This window comes from Streptomyces sp. BB1-1-1 (assembly GCF_031597775.1).
Classification (GTDB): Bacteria; Actinomycetota; Actinomycetes; order Streptomycetales; family Streptomycetaceae; genus Streptomyces; species Streptomyces thinghirensis.
In genome coordinates, this window is record NZ_CP134203.1 from 3,052,360 (window position 1) to 3,073,967 (window position 21,608).

Here is a 21,608-nt window from a genome sequence, read left to right on the forward strand (position 1 = left end):
CTCACCTCAGCTTCGGGTCGAGGGCGTCGCGCACCGCGTCGCCGAGCATGATGAACGCGAGGACGGTGACGGCGAGGGCTCCGGAGGGCCACAGCAGGGCGTGCGGGGCGTTGCGGACGTAGGGGGCGGCGGCGGAGATGTCGATGCCCCAGGAGACGCTGGGCGGCTTGAGGCCGACGCCGAGGAAGGACAGGGTCGCCTCCAGGGAGATGTAGGTGCCCAGCGCGATGGTCGCCACGACGATGACCGGCGCGATCGCGTTGGGCGCGATGTGGCGGAGCAGGAGCCGGGAGTTGGAGGCGCCCAGCGCGCGGGCGGCCTGGACGTAGTCGTTCTGCTTGGCGGTGATGACGGAGCCGCGGGCGATGCGGGAGATCTGCGGCCAGCCGAGCAGCACGATGAAGCCGATGACCGGCCAGACGGTGTTGCTGGTGATGACGGAGAGCAGGACCAGGCCGCCGAGGACGACCGGGATCGCGAAGAAGACGTCGGTGATGCGGGACAGGACCGCGTCCCCCGCCCCGCCGAAGAACCCGGCGAGCCCGCCCAGCACGCTGCCGAGGACCGCGACCCCGAGCGTGGCGAGGACGCCGACCGCCACCGACGTACGGGCGCCGTAGACGGTGCGGGTGTAGACGTCGCAGCCCTGGCCGTTGAAGCCGAAGGGGTGGCCGGACTGGGAGCCCTCCTGGGCCTTGGCCAGGTCGCACTTGAGGGGGCTGCCGGAGGCGATCAGGGACGGCCAGACGGAGATGACGATCAGGAAGAGGATCACCAGGGCCGAGATGATGAAGACCGGGTTGCGGCGCAGGTCGTGCCAGGCGTCGGACCAGAGGCTGCGGGGCTTGTCCTGGGGGCCGGTGCCCTCCGGGCCGTCCGGGCCCGGGGTCTTCTCCAGGGTCACCGCCTCGCTCGCGCCGAGGTCCATCTGCCCGCCCATGCCGGTGCCGGCGATCGCGCGCTCCGGCTCGTACGGCTGCTGCTCAGGCATAGCGGATCCTCGGGTCGAGTACGGCGTACAGGAGGTCGACGACGAGGTTGGCGACGAGGAAGACGAGGACCAGGACGGTGACGAAGCCGACGACGGTCTGCGTGTTCTGCCGGAGGATGCCCTGGTAGAGCTGGTAGCCGACGCCGTGGATGTTGAAGATCCGCTCGGTGACGATGGCGCCGCCCATCAGGGCGCCGATGTCGGTGCCGATGAAGGTGACGACGGGGATCAGGGAGTTGCGCAGCAGGTGCCGGGTGATGACCCGGTGGCGGGGCAGGCCCTTGGCGATGGCGGTGCGGACGTAGTCGGAGCGCCGGTTCTCCGCGATGGAGGTGCGGGTCAGCCGGGTGACGTACGCCAGGGAGACCGAGGCGAGGACCAGGCCGGGGACGATCAGCTCGCCGAAGGGGGCCTCGGAGGAGACGGCCGGGTCGATCCAGCCCCACTTGACGCCGAGCAGGAGCTGGAGGAGGAGGCCGGTGACGAAGGTGGGGACGGAGATGACGACGAGGGTGAGCAGCAGGACGCCGGTGTCGATGGGGCGGCCGCGGCGCAGGCCGGTGACGACGCCGAGGACGATGCCGACGACGATCTCGAAGAGGATGGCGATGAGGGTGAGCCGGATGGTGACCGGGAACGCCGTGCCCATCAGCTCGGTGACCGGCTGACCGTTGAAGGCGGTGCCGAAATCGCCGGTGAAGACGTTGCCCATGTAGGTCAGGTACTGCTGCCACACGGGCTGGTCGAGACCGAATTCGTGCCGCAGCTGCGCGGCCGTCGCCGGGTCGCACTCCCGGTCGCCGCACAGGCCCGCGATGGGGTCGCCCATCACGTTGACCATCAGGAAGATCAGCAGCGTGGCCCCGATGAAGACCGGGATCATCTGGAGCAGCCGCCGGACGACGTAGCGTCCCATGGCGCCCCCTCAGCCGACCTTGATCTCGTTGTAGACCGGGACGCTGAACGGGTTGAGCTTCACGTTGGACAGCCGGTCCGAGTAGCCCGCGCTGCCGTTCTGGTACCAGAGCGGGATGGCGCCCATCTCGTCCCGCAGGACCTCCTCGGCCTGCTGGAAGAGGCCGATGGCCTTCGCGGTGTCGGTCTCGGCGTTGGCCCGGTCGACGAGGTCGTCGAACTTCTCGTTGGACCACTTGCCGTCGTTGGAGGAGGCGTTGGTGTAGTAGAGCGGCTGGAGGAAGTTCTGGATGAGGGGGTAGTCCATCTGCCAGCCGGCGCGGAAGGGGCCGCTCATCTTCCGGTCGGTGATCTGGTTGCGGAAGTCGGCGAAGGTGCCGACCGGGTTGCCCGCGCAGGCGCGGTCGTTGTCCAGGGCGTTGTTGATGGAGTTGCAGACCGCGTCGACCCACTGACCGTGGGAACCTGTGTCGGCGTTGTACGTGATCTTGACCTGGCCGCCGGGCAGTCCGCCGCCCTCGCTGATCAGCTTCTTGGCCTCGTCGGGCTTGTACTCGCAGGCCTCGCCGCACAGGCCGGCCTTGTAGCCGCCGTCCTCGCCGAGGACGGGTGAGGTCCAGTCGGTGGCCGGGGTGCGGGTCTGCTGGAAGATCGTGTCCGTGATCTGCTTGCGGTCGATCGCCATGGACAGGCCCTTGCGGACCTTCTCGGAGCCGGGCTTGCTCCAGTCGTTGTCGTAGAAGGGGAACGCGAGCGTCTGGATGATGCCGGCCGGGGTGTTGATGTACCGGTCGCCGAGGTCGTTCTGCACGTTCTTGAGCTGGGCGGCGGGGACGTCGTCGACGAGGTCGAGGTTGCCGGCCATCAGGTCGGTGTAGGCCGTGTTGTTGTCGGTGTAGACCTTGAGGTCGACGCCACCGTTCTGCGCCTTGTCGGGACCCGGGTACTCCTCCCACTTGCGCAGGGACATCTGGGAGCCGCGGGCGTAGTTGTCCACCATGTACGGGCCGTTGCCGACCGGCTTCTTCAGCCAGGCGTCGTGGTCGTCGAAGAAGGCGCGGGGCAGGGGCGCGAAGGCCGGGTAGCCGAGGGTGTCGGGGAAGGTCGAGAACTTCTGGCTGAGCTTGACGGTGAAGGTGCGGGGGCCGGTCACCTTCAGCCCGGAGAGTGTGTCGGCGCTCTGCTCGCCGCTCTCCGGGTGCGTCTTGTCGTAGCCCTCGATGTACGCGAAGAAGTAGGCGTTGCGCTGGTTGTTCTTCAGGCTGGCGCCGTAGTTCCAGGCGTCCACGAAGGACTGGGCGGTGACCTTCTCGCCGTTGCTGAAGGTCCAGCCGTCCTTGACGGTGATCGTGAAGTTCTGCGAGTCGGAGGTCTCGATCTTCTCGGCGAGCATGTTCTGCGCCTCGCCGGTCTCGGGGTCGTACTTCTTCAGCCCCCGGAAGATCATGTCGAGGACCTTGCCGCCCTGTACCTCATTGGTGTTGGCCGGCTCCAGCGGGTTCTGCGGGTCGCCCCAGGAGGAGCTGAGGACCGCGCTCGTGTCTCCGCCGCTGCCGCCCCCGCCTCCGCAGGCGGTCGCCGCGAGGGCCACCGCCGCCGCGCATGCGGCCCATTTGGTGCGCCTGGCTCCGCGCATGGAGTGCCTCCTCGTGCCCTGACTCGTCCGACTCGTTCGACTCGTTCGCTGACTCGTCCGCTGATCCATTACCGGCCAGCATCAGGGCAAAAGGTGCACATCGCACACGCATACCTCCTTTTGGAGGAACCCAACAGTCGACCGGCGATACCTGACGGGGCGTCGAGGCGATGTCGGGGCGAGCCCATGTATGCCGCGGCGAAGGATCCCGAATCTCGGCGCAACGGATCTTCACCATCCGATGCGGAACCGTTGGATTACGAACCCTCGGTGTACACATTTCGACGACTCCGCGTCCGCATAACGAACGCCTTGCCTGATTAGTCCAGTTGGCCCGGTGTAGGGCACAGATCGATCACGGCACGCTACACGCGTAGCTATGGTTCGCCCAACTGGAGGCAAAGAAGGTAAAGAGAAAGCCAAGCCGAGCGAGATTTTATTGACCTTGAACGAATTGCGTTGAAAAAGTCCGGCGTAGCCCGTAGGGGGACGCCCTGCGGAGTCATCAGCCCCTCCCTTGGGCCAGGAGCACCATGACCCCCCCAACTCCATCAGCGGCTGCCCCGCTCGAGGTGACCGACGAGAGCGTCGTCAAGTCGCCCACGCCCACCACCAATAAGGGCAGCGAGAGCCGTTCACCCGGGCGCCTGGCCTGGACCCGCTTCAAGCGTGACAAAACGGGCGTCATATCCGCGTGCATCGTGATCTTCTTCTTCGCGATCGCGCTCGCCGCGCCGCTCATAGCCAAGCTGTACGGCAAGGACCCGTACACCACGTACGCCAGTGAACGCCCGGAACTGCTGAACGCCTTCGCCTACCCGGCCGGCCCCAACGGCGGCATGAGCGGCGAGTTCTGGTTCGGCATCGAGCCCCAGCTCGGCCGGGACGTGTTCACCTTCCTGCTGTACGGCATTCGCACGTCGCTGGGCATCGCGGTGGCCGCCACCCTGCTCACCGCGGTCGTCGGCGTCGTCGTGGGCATCACGGCGGGCTACCTCGGCGGCAGGACCGACTACTTGGTCAGCCGGGTCATCGACATCCTGCTCTCGTTCCCGTCGACGCTCTTCTTCATCGCCTTCATGCCGGTCGTCTACGGCCTGTTCGTCGCGAGCGACGAGAACATCCCGACCTCGCTGCGCGCCATCTCGCTCATCCTGGTGCTCTCGGCCTTCGGCTGGGCCTCGCTCGCCCGACTGCTGCGCGGTCAGGTGCTCGGCCTGCGCGAGCGGGAGTTCGTCGAGGCGGCCAAGGTCACGGGTGCGTCGCCGTTCCGGATCGTCTTCAAGGAACTGCTGCCCAACCTTTGGACGCCGATCATCATCCAGTCCACGCTGATGCTCCCGGCGTTCGTCACGGCCGAGGCCGGTCTGGCCTTCCTCGGCGTCGGCATCATCGACCCGACCCCGGACTGGGGCGTCATGATCCAGCGCGGCGCCCAGTTCTACACCGAGGACCTCACCTTCATGCTCTTCCCGGGCGTGTCGATGGTGATCTTCGTGCTCGCCTTCAACCTCCTCGGTGACTCGGTGCGCGACGCCCTCGACCCGAAGTCCAAGCGCTGACCCTCCCGTTCCATCCCGGCTCGTCCAACGCCGTCCGGCCGGCCGTCCCGTCCCGTTTGTCCCTCTCTGGCAGGTGCCTCATGTCTTTCTCCCGTAGAAACTTCCTCATCGCCACCGGTGTGGTCGCGGCCTCGTCCTCGGTGCTGACCGCCTGCGGCGGCGGGGACGGCGGCTCTTCCGCCAAGCACGACGGTCCCAAGGTCAGTGGCAGCGAGACCATCGAGATCGCGGTCGGCTCCAAGGCCGACTCGGTGGGCCCGGCCCCCGAGGTCAAGGGCGCGGTCAAGGGCGGGACGATCTACTCGCTGGACCAGTTCGACATGGACCACATGGACCCGGCGCAGATCTACGTCTCGACCGAGGCCGCCATCACCGTGCCGATCATGCGCGGTCTGACCGGCTACAAGATCGACGACAAGGGCGTCACCACCCTGGTCGGCGACGCCGCCACCGACGCCGGCACCATGAAGGACGGCGGCAAGACCTGGTCCTTCACCCTCAAGGACGGCCTGAAGTGGGAGGACGGCTCGGACGTCACCGCCGAGGACGTCCGGCACACCTTCGAGCGCACCTTCGCCTCGTTCATCACCGAGGGGCCGATCTTCGTACAGGGCTGGCTCGAGGGCGGCGACAAGTACAAGGGCCCTTACGAGGGCAAGCACCTCGACTCCATCGAGGTCGACGGCAAGACCATCACCTTCCGCCTGAACGAGCCGCGCAGCGACTTCAACTTCACGGTGGCCATGCGCGGTTACTCCCTGGTGCCGAAGAAGCTGGACACCAAGGAGAAGTACGACAAGAAGCCGGTCTCCTGCGGTCCGTACAAGATCGAGAGCCGTAGCGTCGGCAAGTCGATGACCTTCGTGCGCAACGAGCACTGGGACGCGAAGACGGACCCGATCCGCAACGCCTACCCCGACACCTTCCACTTCAGGTTCGGCTTCGAGCTGGTCGCCTCCACCGACCGCTACATCGCGGACAAGGGCAACGACCAGTACACGATGTCGATCTTCAACGAGATCGCCCCCGAGCGCATCGCGCAGGTACTCACCAACGCCGAGTACAAGAAGCGGGTCCTCACCCGGGTCGACACGGTCACCTACTACTGGCCGATCAACACCACCCGCATCACGGACGTCAAGGTCCGACAGGCGATCAACTGGGCGTGGCCGCACCAGCAGCTCCAGACGATCAGCGGTGGCGCCTACAGCACCGAGATCGCCACCACCATCCTCAGCCCGGTCACCCCCGGGTACCAGAAGTTCGACCTGTACGGCACGACGAAGAAGCCCGGCGGCGACCCGGCCAAGGCCAAGGCGATGCTGAAGGAGGCCGGCAAGCTCGGCCAGAAGCTCGTCATCGCCTACCAGCAGTCGGACACGCAGGTGAAGGTCGCCGTCGCGGTGAAGAACGCCCTGGAGGCGGCCGGCTTCGAGGTCGTCAACAAGCAGGTCGACAAGTCGACGTTCTACACCCAGATCGGCAAGATCGACAACGAGTACGACCTGTTCGGCGCCGGCTGGAGCCCGGACTGGCCGAACGGCTACTCGGTCTTCTACCCCTGCTGGCACGGTGACAACATCGCCAACGGCCGCAACAACTACGCCCAGCTGAACGACACCGGCGTGAACAAGGCGATCGACGCCGCCGCGAAGATCACCGACCCGGACGAGGCCAACAAGGCCTGGGGCGCCATCGACCGCCAGATCATGGAGCTGGCGCCGGTCGTCCCGGACTACCACAAGATCCGCAACTGGATGTACGGATCCAAGGTCGGCAACGTCGTCTACGACGGCGGCAACAACTGCATCGCGCTCTGCAAGCTCTACGCCAAGAAGTAAGCGCGCACGATCCCCGGGGGGCGGTCACCATCCGCGCGACCGCCCCCTGGGGCCCACCCCCCTCCATGCCCCCGGCGACGGCGCCCCGTCCGGAAAGTCACGCCCCATGCTCCGCTTCCTAGTCCGCCGAGTCATCGGCGCGATGGTCATCCTGCTGATCATCAGCGCTGTCACCTTCTGGCTCTTCTACGCGATCCCGCGTGACCCCGCGATGATGTCCTGCGGCAAGAACTGCACCGAAGCGAACCTGGAGCAGATCCGGCAGAACCTGGGCATCGACGAGTCGATCGTCATGCAGTTCTGGCACTGGCTCGTGGGTGTCTTCGCCGGACGTGACTACGGCGGGTACGGCTACTGCGACGCGCCCTGCCTCGGCTACTCGTTCGCCAACAACGAGCCCGTCTTCGGCACGATCATGGACCGGCTGCCGCTGACCCTCTCGCTCGCCTTCGGCTCGGCGGTCTTCTTCCTGATCATCGGTGTCGGCGCGGGCATGCTCGCCGCGCTCAAGCAGGGCAAGTTCCTGGACAAGTTCGCCAGCTCGGTGTCGCTGCTCGGCTCCTCGCTCCAGATCTACTTCGTCGGCTACGTCGCCATGTTCTTCCTGGTATCGCAGCTCGGCATCCTCAGCCAGCCCTCGTACACCCCGCTCACGGAGAACCCGGCCGCCTGGGTGTCCGGTCTGTTGCTTCCCTGGCTCGTGCTGTCGATCATCTTCACCGCCAACTACACCCGTATGACGCGTTCCCAGATGGTGGAGCAGCTCAGCGAGGACTACGTCCGCACCGCCCGCGCAAAGGGCTTGTCCCAGCGCAACGTCTTCTTCCGGTTCGCCTGGCGCGGCGCGATGGGCCCGATCGTCACCCTGTTCGGTATCGACCTCGGCACCCTGATCGGCGGCGCCATCATCACCGAGTCGGTGTTCTCCCTCCAGGGTGTCGGCCGACTCGCGGTGCAGGCCGTGAACCAGAGTGACCTGCCCATGCAGCTCGGCGTCACCGTGCTGGCGGCCGGCGCGATCGTGCTCTTCAACATCGTCGTCGACGCGGTCTACGCCCTCATCGACCCGCGGATCCGGCTCGCCTGACCTCCGCCCGTAGCCCCCTACCCCGCATCACCTCCTGGAGCGTCCCCGTGACGAGCACCGAACAGCAGCCCTTCCTCTCCGTCAGGGACCTGAAGGTCCACTTCTCCACCGAGGACGGCATCGTCAAGGCCGTCGACGGGCTCTCCTTCGACCTCGCCAAGGGCAAGACGCTCGGCATCGTGGGCGAGTCGGGCTCGGGCAAGTCGGTCACCAACCTGACGATCTTGGGCCTGCACGACCGGGACCGCACCGCGATCGACGGCGAGATCATCCTCGACGACAAGGACCTGCTCACCGCCACCGAGCGCGAGCTGGAGCGGCTGCGCGGCAACAAGATGGCGATGATCTTCCAGGACGCGCTGGCCTCGCTGTCGCCGTACCACACCATCGGCAAGCAGATCAGCGAGACGTACCGCAAGCACACCGGCGCTTCCAAGAAGGAGGCCCGGGACCGGGCGATCGAGATGCTGCGCCGGGTGGGCATCCCGCAGCCGGACGTCCGGGTGGACGACTATCCGCACCAGTTCTCCGGCGGTATGCGCCAGCGCGCGATGATCGCCATGGCGCTGGTCTGCGACCCCGAGCTGCTCATCGCGGACGAGCCGACCACGGCCCTCGACGTGACGGTCCAGGCGCAGATCATGGACCTGCTCAAGGACCTCCAGCAGGAGTTCGGCACGGCCATCGTCTTCATCACCCACGACCTCGGTGTCATCGCGGACATCGCGGACGACGTCCTGGTGATGTACGGCGGCCGGTGCGTGGAGCGCGGCACCAAGGAGGAGGTGCTGCGCGACCCGCAGCACCCGTACACGCTGGGCCTGATGAGTTCCATGCCCAGCCTGGACGGACCGGTCGACGTGCCGCTGGAGCCGATCCCGGGCTCGCCGCCCTCGCTGCTCAACCCGCCCACCGGCTGCCGGTTCCACCCGCGGTGCGCCTTCGTCGAGAAGGTCGAAGGCGGGCTGTGCTCCTCGGAGCAGCCCGCGCTCGAGGTGGTCAAGGGCCGGGGCTCCGCCTGCCACCTGCCCCCGGAGCAGCGCTCGGAGCTGTTCGCCGACTTCGCCGGTTCCCGGCTCAACTGACGTAAAAGAGACAGGACTTCACCATCATGAGCAACGCGGAAACGCTCCTGGACGTCAGCGGCCTGACCAAGCACTTCCCGATCAAGGGCGGCTTCCCCATCTCGCGTACGGTCGGCGCCGTGCGGGCGGTGGACGGCCTGGACTTCCAGGTGCGCGAGGGCGAGAGCCTGGGCCTGGTCGGCGAGTCCGGGTGCGGCAAGTCGACGACCGGCCGGCTGATCACCCGCCTGCTGGAGCCCACGGGCGGCAAGGTCGTGTACCGGGGCCAGGACATCACGCACGCCAAGCGCAAGGCGCTCGCGCCGATCCGGTCCGAGATCCAGATGATCTTCCAGGACCCGTACGCGTCCCTGAACCCGCGTCAGACGGTCGGCAAGATCATCGTCGGCCCGATGGAGATCAACGACATCAACCCGCCGGGCGGCCGGGAGAAGCGCGTCCGCGAGCTGCTGGAGATCGTGGGCCTCAACCCCGAGCACTTCAACCGCTTCCCGCACGAGTTCTCCGGCGGCCAGCGCCAGCGCATCGGGGTCGCCCGCGCCCTGGCCCTGGAGCCGAAGCTGATCGTGGCCGACGAGCCGGTCTCCGCGCTCGACGTGTCCATCCAAGCCCAGGTGGTGAACCTGCTGCAGAAGGTGCAGAAGGAGCTGGGCATCGCGTTCGTCTTCATCGCGCACGACCTGGCCGTCGTACGGCACTTCTCGCAGCGCGTCGCGGTCATGTACCTCGGTCAGATCATGGAGATCGCCGACCGCGACGACCTGTACGACAACCCGCGTCACCCCTACACGCGCGCCCTGCTGTCCGCCGTGCCCGAGGCCACGGTGGAGGACACGCCCCGCGAGCGCATCCGGCTCGTCGGCGACGTGCCCTCGCCGATCAACCCGCCCTCGGGCTGCCGCTTCCGCACCCGGTGCTGGAAGGCGACGGAGAAGTGCGCGTCCGAGGCGCCGCCGCTCGTGCAGGTGGAGGGCAACAAGGCCGGACACCTGACCGCGTGCCACTACCCCGAGACGGATGACGTACCCTCGCCCCGTCTCACCAAGAGCCCCCAGGCGGCTGCCTGACAACACCCCTTTTCTGTCGGCACCGCCTGCGGAACGGACTTCTACGGCCCATTGACCCGAGCCCGGAACGTCCGCTCCAGGGAAACCGAGGGCCCGCGCCTCCCCAGGCGCGGGCCCTCGGTCTGCTCCGGCGGGGCCGGGTCAGCCCTTGTCCGGCTCCTCCAGCGCGGCCAGTGCCGGGTCGAGGACGATGTCCGCCTCGCGGGCCGCGATCGTCGGCTCCTCCGGGAAGTGGCAGGCCGTCAGGTGACCGTCGCGGTTGCCGTCGATCCGGACCAGTGGAGGCACCTCGCTCGCGCACTTGTCCTGCGCCTTCCAGCAGCGGGTGCGGAAGCGGCAGCCCGAGGGCGGCATGATCGGCGAGGGAACGTCGCCGGCGAGGCGGATCCGCTCACGCTCCTCCGGCTCGTCGACCATCGACACCTCGGGAACCGCCGACAGCAGAGCATGGGTGTAGGGGTGCCGCGGCCTGCTGTAGATGGAGTCCCGGTCACCGACCTCGACCACCCTGCCGAGGTACATGACGGCGACACGCTTCGAGAAGTGCCTGACCACCGCCAAGTCGTGGGCGATGAACAGGAAGGCGATGCCCAGCTCCTGCTGCACCTTCTGCAGGAGATTCACGACCTGCGCCTGGATCGACACGTCCAGCGCGGAGACCGGCTCGTCCGCGACGATGAGCTTCGGGCTGAGGGCGAGGGCGCGGGCCACTCCGATGCGCTGACGCTGGCCGCCGGAGAACTCGTGCGGGAAGCGGTTGAAGTGCTCCGGGTTGAGGCCCACGAGTTCGAGCAGCTCGCGAACCTTCTTGTCCCGGCCGCCCGCGGGGTTGATTCCGTTGACCTCCATCGGCGACTTGATGATCGTGCCGACGGTCTGCCGGGGGTTCAACGAGGAGTAAGGGTCCTGGAAGATCATCTGGATCTCGGAGCGGACGGACGCCAGTTGCCTCCGTGAGGCGTGGCTGATGTCCTGACCCGCGTACTCGATCTTCCCGGCCGTCGGTTCCAGGAGCCGGGTGATGAGCCGGCCCGTGGTGGACTTGCCGCAACCGGACTCGCCCACCAGGCCGACGCTCTCACCGGCACCGACGGTCAGATCGACGTCGTCCACGGCCTGGACGGCGCCGACCCTTCGTTTGATCGGGAACCCGCCGTAGATCGGGAAGTGCTTGGTCAGACCCTCGACCTTCAGCAGCGTCTCGGCCGACGCCGTGGAGGAGCCCTGCTGTGCGGGAAGGGTGAGTTTGTCGCTCATGTCTCGGTCTCCCTAGCGCAGCCGGGGCTGGATCTTGTCGATGAAGAAGGTCTGCTTCTGCTCCGCCGTCAGGTGGCAGGCGGCGGCCCGTCCCTCACCGAGCGGCGGACGCTCGGTGCTGCACCGGTCACCCGGCACCTCGCCCGTGAACGCGCACCGCGGGTGGAAGGGGCATCCGGACGGCGGGTTCAGCAGGCTGGGCGGCGTGCCGGGGATCGGGGTGAGCGCCTGGTCGATGCTGCCGCCGAGCCGCGGCATCGAGCTGAGCAGCCCCCACGTGTACGGATGCCGTGGCCTGCGCAGCACCTCGGCGGTGCTGCCGCGCTCCACGGCCCGCCCCGCGTACATCACCAGCAGGTCGTCGGCCATCTCGGAGATGACTCCGAGGTCGTGGGTGATGAAGACGATGGCCGAACCGAACTCCTGCTGGAGGTCCTTGAGCAGATCGAGGATCTGGGCCTGGACGGTCACGTCCAGGGCGGTGGTCGGCTCGTCGGCGATCAGCAGGTCGGGGTCGCAGACCAGCGCCATGGCGATCATCGCGCGCTGGCGCATACCGCCGGAGAACTGGTGCGGGTAGTCGTCCACCCGGGACTTGGGCTGCGGGATGCCGACCTTGGTCAGCATCTCGATCGCCCGCGCCCGCGCCTCCTTCTTGGACGCGCCGGTGTGTTTCATGAAGGGCTCGGCGATCTGCCGGCCCACCGTGTAGTACGGCGAGAGCGCGGTCAGCGGGTCCTGGAAGATCATGGCGACCTTGTTGCCGCGGAGCTTCTCCATCTCCTTCTCGGTCGCGGTGACGAGTTCCTTCCCGTCGAGGACGATCTCGCCCTCCACGGTGGTGTTCTTGGGGTTGTGCAGGCCGAGGACGGTGAGGTTGGTGACGGACTTGCCGGAACCCGACTCTCCCACGATGCCGAGAGTCCGGCCGCGCGCGACGTCGAAGGACAGGCCGTCGACCGCCTTGACGATGCCGTCCTCGGTGGAGAACCGCACCCGGAGGTCGCTTACCGAGAGGAAGGACTCCGGCCCGGTCGGGGCCGTCTCGCCTTCGGTCTTGGTCAGAGTGCTCACGGTGTTTCTCCTAGCTGAGCCGCACGCGCGGATCGATGTAGGCGTAGGCGAGGTCCACGAGGATGTTCAGGAGCAGGATGAAGAAGGCTCCGAACAGCATGACGCCCATCGTCACCGGCAGGTCCTTGGTCAGCGACGAGTCGACCGCGAGGCGACCGATGCCGGCCAGGTCGAACGTGAACTCCGTGACCACCGCGCCGGACAGCAACGCGCTGAGGTCCATGCCGAGGATGGTGACGATCGGGATGAGCGAACCACGCCAGGCGTAGCGGAAGAAGACGTACCGCTGCTTCATGCCCTTGGCCCGTGCGGTGCGGACGTGCTCCTCCTGGAGCTGCTCGATCATGGTCGAGCGGGACATACGGGTGTACTGGGCGGTGAAGATGGTGGCCATCACCAGCCAGGGGATGAGCAGACCGATCGCCCAGGTGACCGGGTTCTCGGTGAACGGCTTGTAGCTCGGGTTGTCCATGATCCCGGACTGGTAGACGAGGATGCCGAGCACGATCGGACCGAGGAAGTAGATCTGGAACGAGCTGAGGACGATCGAGGCACCGCTGACGAGCTTGTCGGCGGCCGTTCCGCGCTTCCAGGCGGCGAGCAGACCCGAGCCGAGGCCCAGGATCAGGAAGATGACCAGACCGCCCACGGTCAGCGAGAGCGTCAGCGGGAACCGGTCCATGATCGAGTCCCAGACGAACTCACCGGAGTCGAACGACATGCCCAGACACGGCGCGGAGCAGTGTCCCTGGGCGAAGTCCCGCCCGGCGACGATGCCCGTCATGAACTCCCAGAACTGGGCGGTGATGGGCTTGTCGAGACCGAGGTTCTCGCGGATCACCGCGATGTTCTCGGGTGAGCAGTTCTTGCCGCAGGACAGCTCGGCGAAGTCCTGGGGGATCGTATAGAACAGGAAGAAGGTGAACGCGCCGATCAGGAACATGATCACGACGGCGCCGATCAACCTGCGAACGAGGAACTGAAGCATGGCAGGTGGATGCTCTCTTCGGACGCGGCGGCAGGGAGGGATTGCCGTCCGCGGGGGTGCGCTCCGCCTGGCGCGCACCCCCGCGGTCAGCCGGGCTGGAGGGCTACGGCTGCTTCAGGAACAGGTCGTTGATGTCGATGTAGCTCGACTCGTTGCTGTACCTGGCGCCACCGATGTTCGATCCGTAGAGCTGGATCTGCTTCGAGTAGTAGACCGGGGCGGCCGGGTTGATCTCCTCCACGATGCGGTGGTGGGCCTGCTCCCAGGTCTTGGCGGCCTGCTCCGGCTCCTGCGTCAGGGCCTTCTTGATCATCTCGTTGACCTGCGGGTCGTCGATGTGCGAGTAGTTGGACCCACCGTCGGCGACGAGTTCACCGTCGTAGACCGGTGTGATGACCGTGGACGCGGACGGCCAGTCCTGGCCCCAGCCGGTCATGTAGAGGTCGTACGGGTTCTTCAGCTTGCCGACCTGCTCGTAGAAGCTGGCCCGGTCGATCTCCTTGGCCTGGACGTCGAAGCCGATCTTGTTGAGCGCGTCCTTGATGATGACCATCTGGGCCTGGCCGCGCGGGGTGTTGGAGTAGGCGTAGGTGAGCTTCGTGCCCTCCGCGACTCCCGCCTCCTTCAGCAGCTTCTTGGCCATCTCCGGGTCGCCGTTCGGCTTCTTGAGCTTGCCGAACGGGTCGTACTTCGGGTCGAAGTTCGGCAGGGTCGGGGCGAGCAGACCGCCGGCGACCTCACCGCCGTAGCGACCGCCGTCCGCCTGGACCATGGACTGGTTCGGGATCGCGTAGGTGATCGCGTCCCGGACCTTCTTGTCCTTCATGCGGTCGAGGTTGAAGGTCAGCTGCCAGACGTAGGGCTGGTAGCCCTGGATGGTCCGCTTCTTCGCCGAGGCGTCGCCGATGACGGCCGACATCTGGGCCGGGTCGACCGAGTCCGTGAACTGGATCGCGTTCTTGGCCTCGCCCTGGTCGGCCATCAGACGCTTGGTCTGGCTGGCCTGGTCGATGGTGCTGGTGAAGTTGTAACCGTCGACGTACTGGTGGCGCACCGAGTCCGTCTTCGGGTCCCACTGGTCGTTCTTGACCAGCTTCATCGACTTGCCGGGCTTGTACTCGGCGATCTTGTAGGGGCCGAGGGCCGCCGGGGCGTCGTCGTACTTCTCCTTCGTGTCCCGCTTCTCGGGCACGATGGCGTACCCGGCCATGGCGAGGGCCTGCGGAAGGTCCTGGCGCGGCTGGGAGAAGTGGAAGACGACCGTCTTGTCGTCCGGTGTCTCCAGCACCGAGTCCGGCAGGTGCTTGCCCTTGTACGGCCCGTCCGGCAGTGCCTTGCGGTAGTCGTTGCCGGAGAGCCAGGACTGGACGAAGGTCGGACCGTCGAAGATCACCTTCGAGTACAGGCGCTCGATGGTGTGGCGGACGTCCTTCGAGGTGATGGGGTTGCCCTGGTCGTCCTTGATACCGTCCTTGAGCTTGAACGTCCAGGTCTTGCCGCCGTCCGAGGACTGACCCGAGTCGGTGGCGATGTCACCGACGACGGTGAGGTTGCCCTCCTCGTCCTCCTGGAAGTTCGTCAGACCGCGGTGCACCAGGTTGGCGAACTGACCGGCGTCGCTGACGTAGATCTGGCCCGGGTCCATGTGGGTCAGGTCCGACTGCATGTAGACGTTGATGAAGCCGCCGGGCTTGGCGCCGGGGACCTCTTCGGCCGGGCCGTTGGACGCCGCGGCGTCACCGTAGGCGACCGGATCCTGCTGCTTGGCGGCGTCCTCCTGGCCCTTGGCGTCGCTCTTGCCCTTGCTGCCGCCGTCGCTGTCGGAGCAGCCGGTCAGCACCAGCGCGCCGGCCACGATGGCCACGGCTATGGCGCGAGTGGTACGCGTGGTGCGGTTTCTGATGGGCTTCATGATGCCGATCCACCTGCCTGTCGATAGTTGTCCACGAGTGCTGCCTGACGGTCCGGAAGCCCGGCACGGGGGCGGCAGCTCCCCCACCCACCAATGGACGATTACCGTCCGGTCTTGGGGTCGAACGCGTCCCGGACGGAGTCGCCGAGAAGGTTGAAGGAGAGAACGAAAACGACCAGTGCCACGCCCGGGAAGAACATGAACATCGGGTCCTGCTCGTACACGTCGGCACCGATGGCGAACATGCGGCCCCAGTCGGGTGTCGGTTCGACGAAGCCGACACCGATGTACGAGAGAAAGGCGATGGACAGGATCGTGCTCGGAAGGATGTACGTGGCCTGCACCAGGATCGGTGTGACGATGTTGGGCAGGATCTCCTTGCGCACGATCCGCCACGGAGAGGCGCCGGACACCTTGGCCGCCTCCACGAACTCACGCTCGCGGAGCGTCAGCACGGAGCTGCGCACCAAACGGGCCAGTCCCATCCAGCCGAGGAACCACATCACCAGGGTGATGGCCACGGCCCGCAGATAGGTGGGGGTCTCGTCCTGGGGGGAGACGAACATCGCGGTCACGACGGGCATGAAGGCGATGAAGAACAGCTGCTGCGGGAAGGCCAGGAAGAAGTCGGTGATCCGGCCCAGCCAGTAGTCGACCCGGCCACCGAAGAAGCCGCTGATCATCCCGATGATCACGCCGGTGAGGACACAGAGCAGCGTGACGACCACGGCCATGTACAGCGAGGTGCGCATGCCGTACAGCAGCATGGTGAACACGTCGCGCCCGAGCTTGGGCTCGACACCGAACCAGAAGTCCCCGGACATGCCCCCGAAGGAACCGGTCGGCATGGCGAAGTCGTCCAGCAGGAAGGGGTACTCCGGCTCCTGGGCGTACAGGGTGTACGGATCCTTCCCGTACAGCTTGGCGATGAGCGGTGCCAGCGCCGATACGAGGAAGTAGAGGATCACCACGCACGCGGAGACGACGCCGGTCCGGTCACGTTTGAAGCGCAGCCACATCAGCTGCCCGGGAGACCGGCCTTCGTGGCTCTTCGTCTCCACGGCCTTGACGCGTTCCGGCGCGTCGTCGGCGGCGGCCGACGTTCCGCTGCCCTCGATGTCGATTGGACTTGTCACAGTTCGCCCATTTCACAGGTGTGGGTGTGCCGAACCGACGACCGGCGCAGGGTGTGCGCGATCGCGGAACGGATCATGAAGAAGCGTCGAGTGGTCCCGTGGAATGCGGGAAACCCGCAGCCGGACGCGCGTAGCCGGATGCCCGGACGTCAGCGGCCGACCCGCTCCTCAGAGTCGATCGCCGTCCGACGGGGCGAAGTTGGGGGCGACGGACCGTGTGACCCACTTGGTGTTCGTGACACCGCGCATGGGGCTCCTCCTCATGACTCCACGTGTTCACCGACAGGAGGGGGCGCATATCTGCCTTCCGACACCCCTGACGGAAGGTCAGACACCCCCTGGTGCTCGTGAGTCGGCGCTGTCCCCACAGCGCGAGACCCATTGACCCGAGCGCTACGCGGCTAACTATCTGCCATGACCAGAAGGACCGACCACCGTCTTTAAATCTCAATTCAGTCACAGCTGACAGGGAGATCTTCCAAAATCTGGACAAACTGTTCGGGACGAGAAGGCCGCGAAACGGACGTGTTACCTGGCTATCGGGCGTCGATCTCCGTGTTTCGGACACCGAGGGCCGCCGGAAGGGTGCCAGAAGGGTGCTGGGGCCACGGAAAACCGGTTGAAAAAAGCCCGGGTGCCCCCATGATGGGGGCACCCGGGCTCCGCCGCGTGCCGACCGCGCGCCGGCGGCGGGTGGATCAGTTGTGCTTGGCGCGGCTCGCGGCGCGGGCGCGCTCGCGGGCGTCCAGGTTCACCTTGCGGATGCGAACGGCCTCCGGGGTCACCTCGACGCACTCGTCGTCGCGGCAGAACTCCAGCGACTGCTCCAGCGAGAGCTTGCGCGGCGGGACGATCGCCTCGAACGAGTCGGCCGAGGACGACCGCATGTTGGTGAGCTTCTTCTCCTTGGTGATGTTCACGTCCATGTCGTCGGCGCGGGAGTTCTCGCCGACGATCATGCCCTCGTACACCTCGGTGCCGGGCTCCGTGAAGAGCACGCCGCGCTCCTGGAGGTTCGTCATCGCGAACGCGGTGACGGCACCGGAGCGGTCGGCGACCAGCGAGCCGTTGTTACGGGTCGTGAGGTTGCCGAACCAGGGCTCGTGGCCCTCGTGGATGGAGTGCGCGATGCCGGTGCCGCGGGTCTGGGTCAGGAACTCCGTGCGGAAGCCGATCAGACCGCGGGAGGGGACCACGAACTCCATGCGGACCCAGCCGGAGCCGTGGTTGGACATGTTGTCCATCCGGCCCTTGCGCACGCCCATGAGCTGCGTGACCGCGCCCATGTGCTCCTCGGGCACGTCGATCGTCATGCGCTCGACGGGCTCGTACGTCTTGCCCTCGACGTCCTTGGTGACGACCTGGGGCTTGCCGATGGTCAGCTCGAAGCCCTCACGGCGCATCTGCTCGACCAGGATGGCCAGCGCCAGCTCACCGCGGCCCTGCACCTCCCAGGCGTCCGGACGCTCGGTGTCCAGGACACGGAGCGAGACGTTGCCGATCAGCTCGCGGTCCAGGCGGTCCTTGACCTGACGGGCGGTGACCTTGCGGTCCTTGACGGCCGCCTTGTTGTCCGCGCCCTTGCCGGTGGCGCCGCGGCCGACCAGCGGCGAGGTGTTGGTGCCGATGGTCATGGAGATCGCGGGCTCGTCCACCGTGATCAGCGGCAGCGGGACCGGGTTCTCCTGGTCGGCCAGGGTCTCGCCGATCATGATGTCCGGGATACCGGCGACGGCGCAGATGTCACCGGGCGCGGCCTTCTCGGCGGGCTTGCGGGTGAGCGCCTCGGTCATCATCAGCTCGGAGATCCGCACGTTCTGCACGGATCCGTCGCGCTTCATCCAGGCGACCGTCTGGCCCTTCTTCAGCTCGCCCTGGTGGACGCGCAGCAGGGCGATACGGCCGAGGAAGTTGTCCGCGTCCAGGTTGGTCACGTGCGCCTGGAGCGGGGCGGCCTCGTCGTAGGTCGGCGCCGGGATGTAGTCCAGGATCGTCGAGAAGAACGGCTCCAGGCTGGTGGAGTCGGACGGGACCGTGCCGTCGTCGGGCTTGGTGAGGGAGGCGACGCCGTCCCGGCCGCACGCGTAGACGATCGGGAACTCGATCTGCTCCTCGTCGGCGTCCAGGTCGAGGAAGAGGTCGTACGTCTCGTTGACGACCTCGTCGATCCGGGCGTCCGGGCGGTCCGTCTTGTTGATGCAGAGGATGATCGGCAGCCGCTGGCTGAGCGCCTTGCGCAGCACGAAGCGGGTCTGCGGCAGCGGACCCTCGGAGGCGTCCACGAGCAGGACGACGCCGTCGACCATCGACAGACCGCGCTCGACCTCGCCACCGAAGTCGGCGTGGCCGGGGGTGTCGATGATGTTGATGGTGATGACGTCGCCGCCATCCTTCGGGTGGTACTTCACCGCCGTGTTCTTGGCGAGGATCGTGATGCCCTTCTCACGCTCCAGGTCGTTCGAGTCCATCATGCGGTCGTCGACGCCTTCGAGCTGGTGCGCGGCGAAGGCGCCGGCCTGCTTCAGCATTCCGTCGACGATGGTGGTCTTGCCGTGGTCGACGTGGGCGACGATGGCGACGTTGCGGATGTCGTGGCGCGTGGCCATATGAGGCGTACTCCCGGAGGGTGTGAGGACGGCCCTCGCGTACGTCCGTGTCACGCGGGCCTGCCGGGCGATACATGCCACGGCCTCACCCAATGGTACGGGGCCCCGGGGACTGGGGCTTCCCGGGTGCTGTACACCCCCTAGGCCCGCCCGGTCAGGACGAGGGAGTGGCCGACGGCCGGGAGCCGTGGGCGCCCTTCTTGAGGAAGCCCATGTCCTCGTAGACGGGGGTCTCGAAGCCGAAGGCGCCCACGTTGGCAAGGTTCTTCCGGGCCGCCACCAGCTGGGGGCGCTGGTAGAGGGGGATGGAGCCGGCCGCCGCCCAGATCCGCGAGTCGGCCTTGCGGAGCAGGTCCCGGGCCTCCTTCTGGTCCAGCGTCGCCATGGCCTGGTCGAAGAGCTGGTCGACCTGGTCGGTGCCGACCCGGGTGTAGTTCTGCGCGACGTTCAGGGAGCCGTCGGCGGCCGGGACGGGCTTGGCGTAGATGGGGCGGGCGTCGGTGGCGGGGAAGGCGGACGCGGGCCAGGAGTAGAGCGCCAGGTCGTACTCGCCGGAGGCGACGTGGTCCTTGAAGTAGCTCTCGTCCGGGACCTTGGTGATGTCGGTGCCGATGCCGATCTCCTCCAGCATGTCCGAGATCCGGTCGGCCACGGTGCGCAGGGCCTCGGAGCCGGGGCCGGAGGGGAGGACGAAGCGGAGGGTGAGCGCCTTGCCGTCCTTGGCGAGCGGGCCCGTCGCGGAGCCGGCCGGGGCGGCGGTGCCCTTGGGGGCGTAGGCGCCGGGGGCGCCGCCCTGCGCGGTGTTCTTGCCGCTGCTGTCCGCCCCCTCCTCCTTCTTCCCCTTCTCTCCCTTCTCCTTGTCGTCCGTGTCCTGGTCGTCCGTGTTCTTGTCGTCCGTGTTCTTGTCGTCCTCGCCGACGATGTACGTCCCGTCGTCGCCGCCCTCGGACTTCTCGTCCTTGCCGTCCTCGTCCTTCTCGCCCTTGGCGCCGGCCGCCTTCTCGCCGTCCTCGGACTCCTTCACGGGCCCGCCGGGCACCCACCCGGCGTCCGCGAGCAGGGCCCGGGCCTCCTTGGCGTTCTGGTCGCCGAGGGCGCCGCTGCCGTCGGCGTAGGCGGCCTGGCCGGACAGCGCCAGGTGGCTGCCCACGGGCTCGGTGGGCAGGCCCAGCGGGCCCAGCACCGCCTTGGCGAGCTTCTCGCGGTCCAGGGCGCGGGCCACCGCCCGCCGGACGCGTTCGTCGGCGAGGGGGCCGTCGGCGCCGTTCAGGGCGAGCTGGGTGTAGGCGGGCTCCAGCGACTTGCGGACCTCGAAGCCGCTCAGGGCCTTCCGCCGGCGTTCGAGCTTCGCCCGGGCCTCGCGCCGCTCCTCGCGGGCCAGGATCTCCTCCTCGGCGGCCTCCTCGTCGGAGCCGTTGGCGACCGCCCAGGAGCGCAGCGCCTGAGCGGCGGACCTGCCCTGCGGGCCGGGGTGCGGCGAGCCGCCCGAACCCGCGGCCGGGGTGCCGTCCGGGCCCATGAGCGGGGTGCCGGTGGCGGCGTCCCGGGGGGCGGCGGCCAGGCCGACCTGCTCGGCGGTGTCCGGGTCGATCTCGGCCAGGTCGAGCTTGCCCGCGACCAGCTCGGAGACCCGCTTCTCGCGGGGTACGGCGCGCAGCACGATCTTGTCCAGCTTGGCCGGCTCCCCCCACCAGCGCGGGTTGCCGGTGAGGACCACCTCGTCGTCCTTGGTGTCGACCTCCTTGACGGCGAAGGGACCGGCGGTGACCTTGAGCTTGCGCCGCGCGCCGTCGTTGAAGGCGTCCGGGGTGCCCATGACGTCCTTCGGGTACAGCGGCGTGAACAGCGACTTCCAGTCCGCGTAGGGCCGGCTGAAGGTGACCTTGACCTCCAGGTCGCCGGCGCCGCGCTGGATCTTCTCGATGCGGTCGTAGCCCGCGTTGCGCGCGGTCCAGTAGGCGCTGTCCTTGCCGGACAGGGCGCGCCACTGGGCGGCGAAGTCGGCGGCGCCGACCTCCCGGCCGTCGCTCCACACGGCCTGCTGGTTGAGCTTGTAGACGACGACCTGCTTGGGCTCGGTCTCGACGACCTCGGCCGATTCCAGGTAGTCGGGATTGCGCACCGGGCGGCCGGTCTCGTCCATCCGGTACATCGAGGGCAGCACGGCCTGCGCGACGCGGGTCGCGGTGGCGTCGGCATCCGACTGGAAGGTGTTCAGCGTGTCCGGTACGGAGTCCACGGCCCAGCGCAGGGTGCCGCCGTCGGAGATCCGGGCGCGGCTCGCCGAGGCGATGTCCTGGTCGGCGAGCGGCTTGCCCGACGGGTCCTCGGAGCTGCAGCCGGCCAGCGCGGGGACCGCGAGCACGCCCGCGGTGAGGAAGGCGACCGAGCGCGTCACCGCGCGCGGTCCGACGCCGACGTGGGACATCTCTGCTACCTCCGGTAGGCCGC

At 67.5% G+C, this 21,608-nt stretch carries 15 protein-coding genes; 5 read left to right on the top strand and 10 right to left on the bottom strand.

Annotated elements, in window-relative coordinates:
- Position 1 precedes the first annotated feature (1 nt).
- Genes RI578_RS13965 through RI578_RS13975 form a run of 3 tightly spaced genes read right to left on the bottom strand, consistent with a single transcriptional unit; the run spans position 2 to position 3,542 of the window.
- A complete protein-coding gene (locus RI578_RS13965; protein WP_310871390.1) occupies positions 2-991 on the bottom strand; it encodes an ABC transporter permease in 990 nt (329 codons plus the stop codon).
- Complete coding sequence (locus RI578_RS13970) at positions 984-1,907, bottom strand: ABC transporter permease (protein WP_310871391.1); 924 nt, start codon at positions 1,905-1,907, stop codon at positions 984-986. The genes RI578_RS13965 and RI578_RS13970 overlap by 8 nt, the downstream gene beginning before the upstream one ends.
- Before the next feature lie 9 nt (positions 1,908-1,916).
- Positions 1,917-3,542: an ABC transporter substrate-binding protein gene (locus RI578_RS13975; protein ID WP_310871392.1), complete on the bottom strand. Its 1,626-nt coding sequence runs from the start codon at positions 3,540-3,542 to the stop codon at positions 1,917-1,919.
- Between the two features lie 533 nt (positions 3,543-4,075).
- Between RI578_RS13975 and RI578_RS13980 the strand changes: the two genes are divergently transcribed.
- From RI578_RS13980 to RI578_RS14000, 5 genes are all read left to right on the top strand, one after another.
- Positions 4,076-5,104 (top strand): ABC transporter permease, encoded by a 1,029-nt coding sequence (locus tag RI578_RS13980; protein ID WP_310871393.1) that lies wholly within the window; start codon positions 4,076-4,078, stop codon positions 5,102-5,104.
- Between the two features lie 80 nt (positions 5,105-5,184).
- Positions 5,185-6,945: an ABC transporter substrate-binding protein gene (locus tag RI578_RS13985; protein WP_310871394.1), complete on the top strand. Its 1,761-nt coding sequence runs from the start codon at positions 5,185-5,187 to the stop codon at positions 6,943-6,945.
- Positions 6,946-7,051: 106 nt separating this feature from the next.
- Positions 7,052-8,032 (top strand): ABC transporter permease, encoded by a 981-nt coding sequence (locus RI578_RS13990; protein ID WP_310871395.1) that lies wholly within the window; start codon positions 7,052-7,054, stop codon positions 8,030-8,032.
- 47 nt (positions 8,033-8,079) lie between these two features.
- Complete coding sequence (locus tag RI578_RS13995; RefSeq protein ID WP_310871396.1) at positions 8,080-9,117, top strand: ABC transporter ATP-binding protein; 1,038 nt, start codon at positions 8,080-8,082, stop codon at positions 9,115-9,117.
- A 26-nt stretch (positions 9,118-9,143) separates the two neighbouring features.
- The gene (locus RI578_RS14000; RefSeq protein WP_310871397.1) at positions 9,144-10,184 is read left to right on the top strand and encodes a dipeptide ABC transporter ATP-binding protein; all 1,041 of its coding nucleotides are present in this window, start codon (positions 9,144-9,146) and stop codon (positions 10,182-10,184) included.
- 141 nt (positions 10,185-10,325) lie between these two features.
- Here RI578_RS14000 and RI578_RS14005 read toward each other — a convergent pair whose 3' ends face one another.
- The 7 genes from RI578_RS14005 to RI578_RS14035 all read right to left on the bottom strand — a co-directional run bounded on the left by RI578_RS14005 (position 10,326) and on the right by RI578_RS14035 (position 21,585).
- The gene (locus RI578_RS14005; protein ID WP_310871398.1) at positions 10,326-11,441 is read right to left on the bottom strand and encodes a dipeptide ABC transporter ATP-binding protein; all 1,116 of its coding nucleotides are present in this window, start codon (positions 11,439-11,441) and stop codon (positions 10,326-10,328) included.
- Between the two features lie 12 nt (positions 11,442-11,453).
- On the bottom strand, positions 11,454-12,515 hold the full coding sequence (locus RI578_RS14010; protein WP_121749044.1) for an ABC transporter ATP-binding protein: 1,062 nt from the start codon (positions 12,513-12,515) through the stop codon (positions 11,454-11,456).
- A gap of 10 nt (positions 12,516-12,525) precedes the next feature.
- A complete protein-coding gene (locus tag RI578_RS14015; RefSeq protein ID WP_310871399.1) occupies positions 12,526-13,503 on the bottom strand; it encodes an ABC transporter permease in 978 nt (325 codons plus the stop codon).
- Positions 13,504-13,606: 103 nt separating this feature from the next.
- Positions 13,607-15,415, bottom strand: coding sequence for an ABC transporter substrate-binding protein (locus tag RI578_RS14020; protein ID WP_310871400.1), 1,809 nt, complete (start codon positions 15,413-15,415; stop codon positions 13,607-13,609).
- A 101-nt stretch (positions 15,416-15,516) separates the two neighbouring features.
- Positions 15,517-16,551, bottom strand: a complete 1,035-nt coding sequence (locus RI578_RS14025; protein ID WP_310871401.1) for an ABC transporter permease — start codon at positions 16,549-16,551, stop codon at positions 15,517-15,519.
- A gap of 698 nt (positions 16,552-17,249) precedes the next feature.
- Positions 17,250-19,157 carry a translational GTPase TypA gene (typA, locus tag RI578_RS14030; RefSeq protein WP_310871402.1) on the bottom strand — a complete coding sequence of 636 codons (1,908 nt, stop codon included), beginning with the start codon at positions 19,155-19,157 and terminating at the stop codon, positions 17,250-17,252.
- A gap of 154 nt (positions 19,158-19,311) precedes the next feature.
- Positions 19,312-21,585 (bottom strand): ABC transporter family substrate-binding protein, encoded by a 2,274-nt coding sequence (locus RI578_RS14035; protein ID WP_310871403.1) that lies wholly within the window; start codon positions 21,583-21,585, stop codon positions 19,312-19,314.
- Between the last annotated feature and the right edge of the window lie 23 nt (positions 21,586-21,608).

What these genes read in the sequence shown, in the direction of transcription:
- typA (WP_310871402.1), bottom strand. Translation starts at nt 19,157, where the DNA reads ATGGCCACGCGCCACGACATCCGCAACGTCGCCATCGTCGCCCACGTC.
- RI578_RS13990 (WP_310871395.1), top strand. Translation starts at nt 7,052, where the DNA reads ATGCTCCGCTTCCTAGTCCGCCGAGTCATCGGCGCGATGGTCATCCTG.
- RI578_RS14015 (WP_310871399.1), bottom strand. Translation starts at nt 13,503, where the DNA reads ATGCTTCAGTTCCTCGTTCGCAGGTTGATCGGCGCCGTCGTGATCATG.
- RI578_RS13970 (WP_310871391.1), bottom strand. Translation starts at nt 1,907, where the DNA reads ATGGGACGCTACGTCGTCCGGCGGCTGCTCCAGATGATCCCGGTCTTC.
- RI578_RS14035 (WP_310871403.1), bottom strand. Translation starts at nt 21,585, where the DNA reads ATGTCCCACGTCGGCGTCGGACCGCGCGCGGTGACGCGCTCGGTCGCC.
- RI578_RS13980 (WP_310871393.1), top strand. Translation starts at nt 4,076, where the DNA reads ATGACCCCCCCAACTCCATCAGCGGCTGCCCCGCTCGAGGTGACCGAC.
- RI578_RS14000 (WP_310871397.1), top strand. Translation starts at nt 9,144, where the DNA reads ATGAGCAACGCGGAAACGCTCCTGGACGTCAGCGGCCTGACCAAGCAC.
- RI578_RS13975 (WP_310871392.1), bottom strand. Translation starts at nt 3,542, where the DNA reads ATGCGCGGAGCCAGGCGCACCAAATGGGCCGCATGCGCGGCGGCGGTG.
- RI578_RS13985 (WP_310871394.1), top strand. Translation starts at nt 5,185, where the DNA reads ATGTCTTTCTCCCGTAGAAACTTCCTCATCGCCACCGGTGTGGTCGCG.
- RI578_RS13965 (WP_310871390.1), bottom strand. Translation starts at nt 991, where the DNA reads ATGCCTGAGCAGCAGCCGTACGAGCCGGAGCGCGCGATCGCCGGCACC.
- RI578_RS14020 (WP_310871400.1), bottom strand. Translation starts at nt 15,415, where the DNA reads ATGAAGCCCATCAGAAACCGCACCACGCGTACCACTCGCGCCATAGCC.
- RI578_RS14005 (WP_310871398.1), bottom strand. Translation starts at nt 11,441, where the DNA reads ATGAGCGACAAACTCACCCTTCCCGCACAGCAGGGCTCCTCCACGGCG.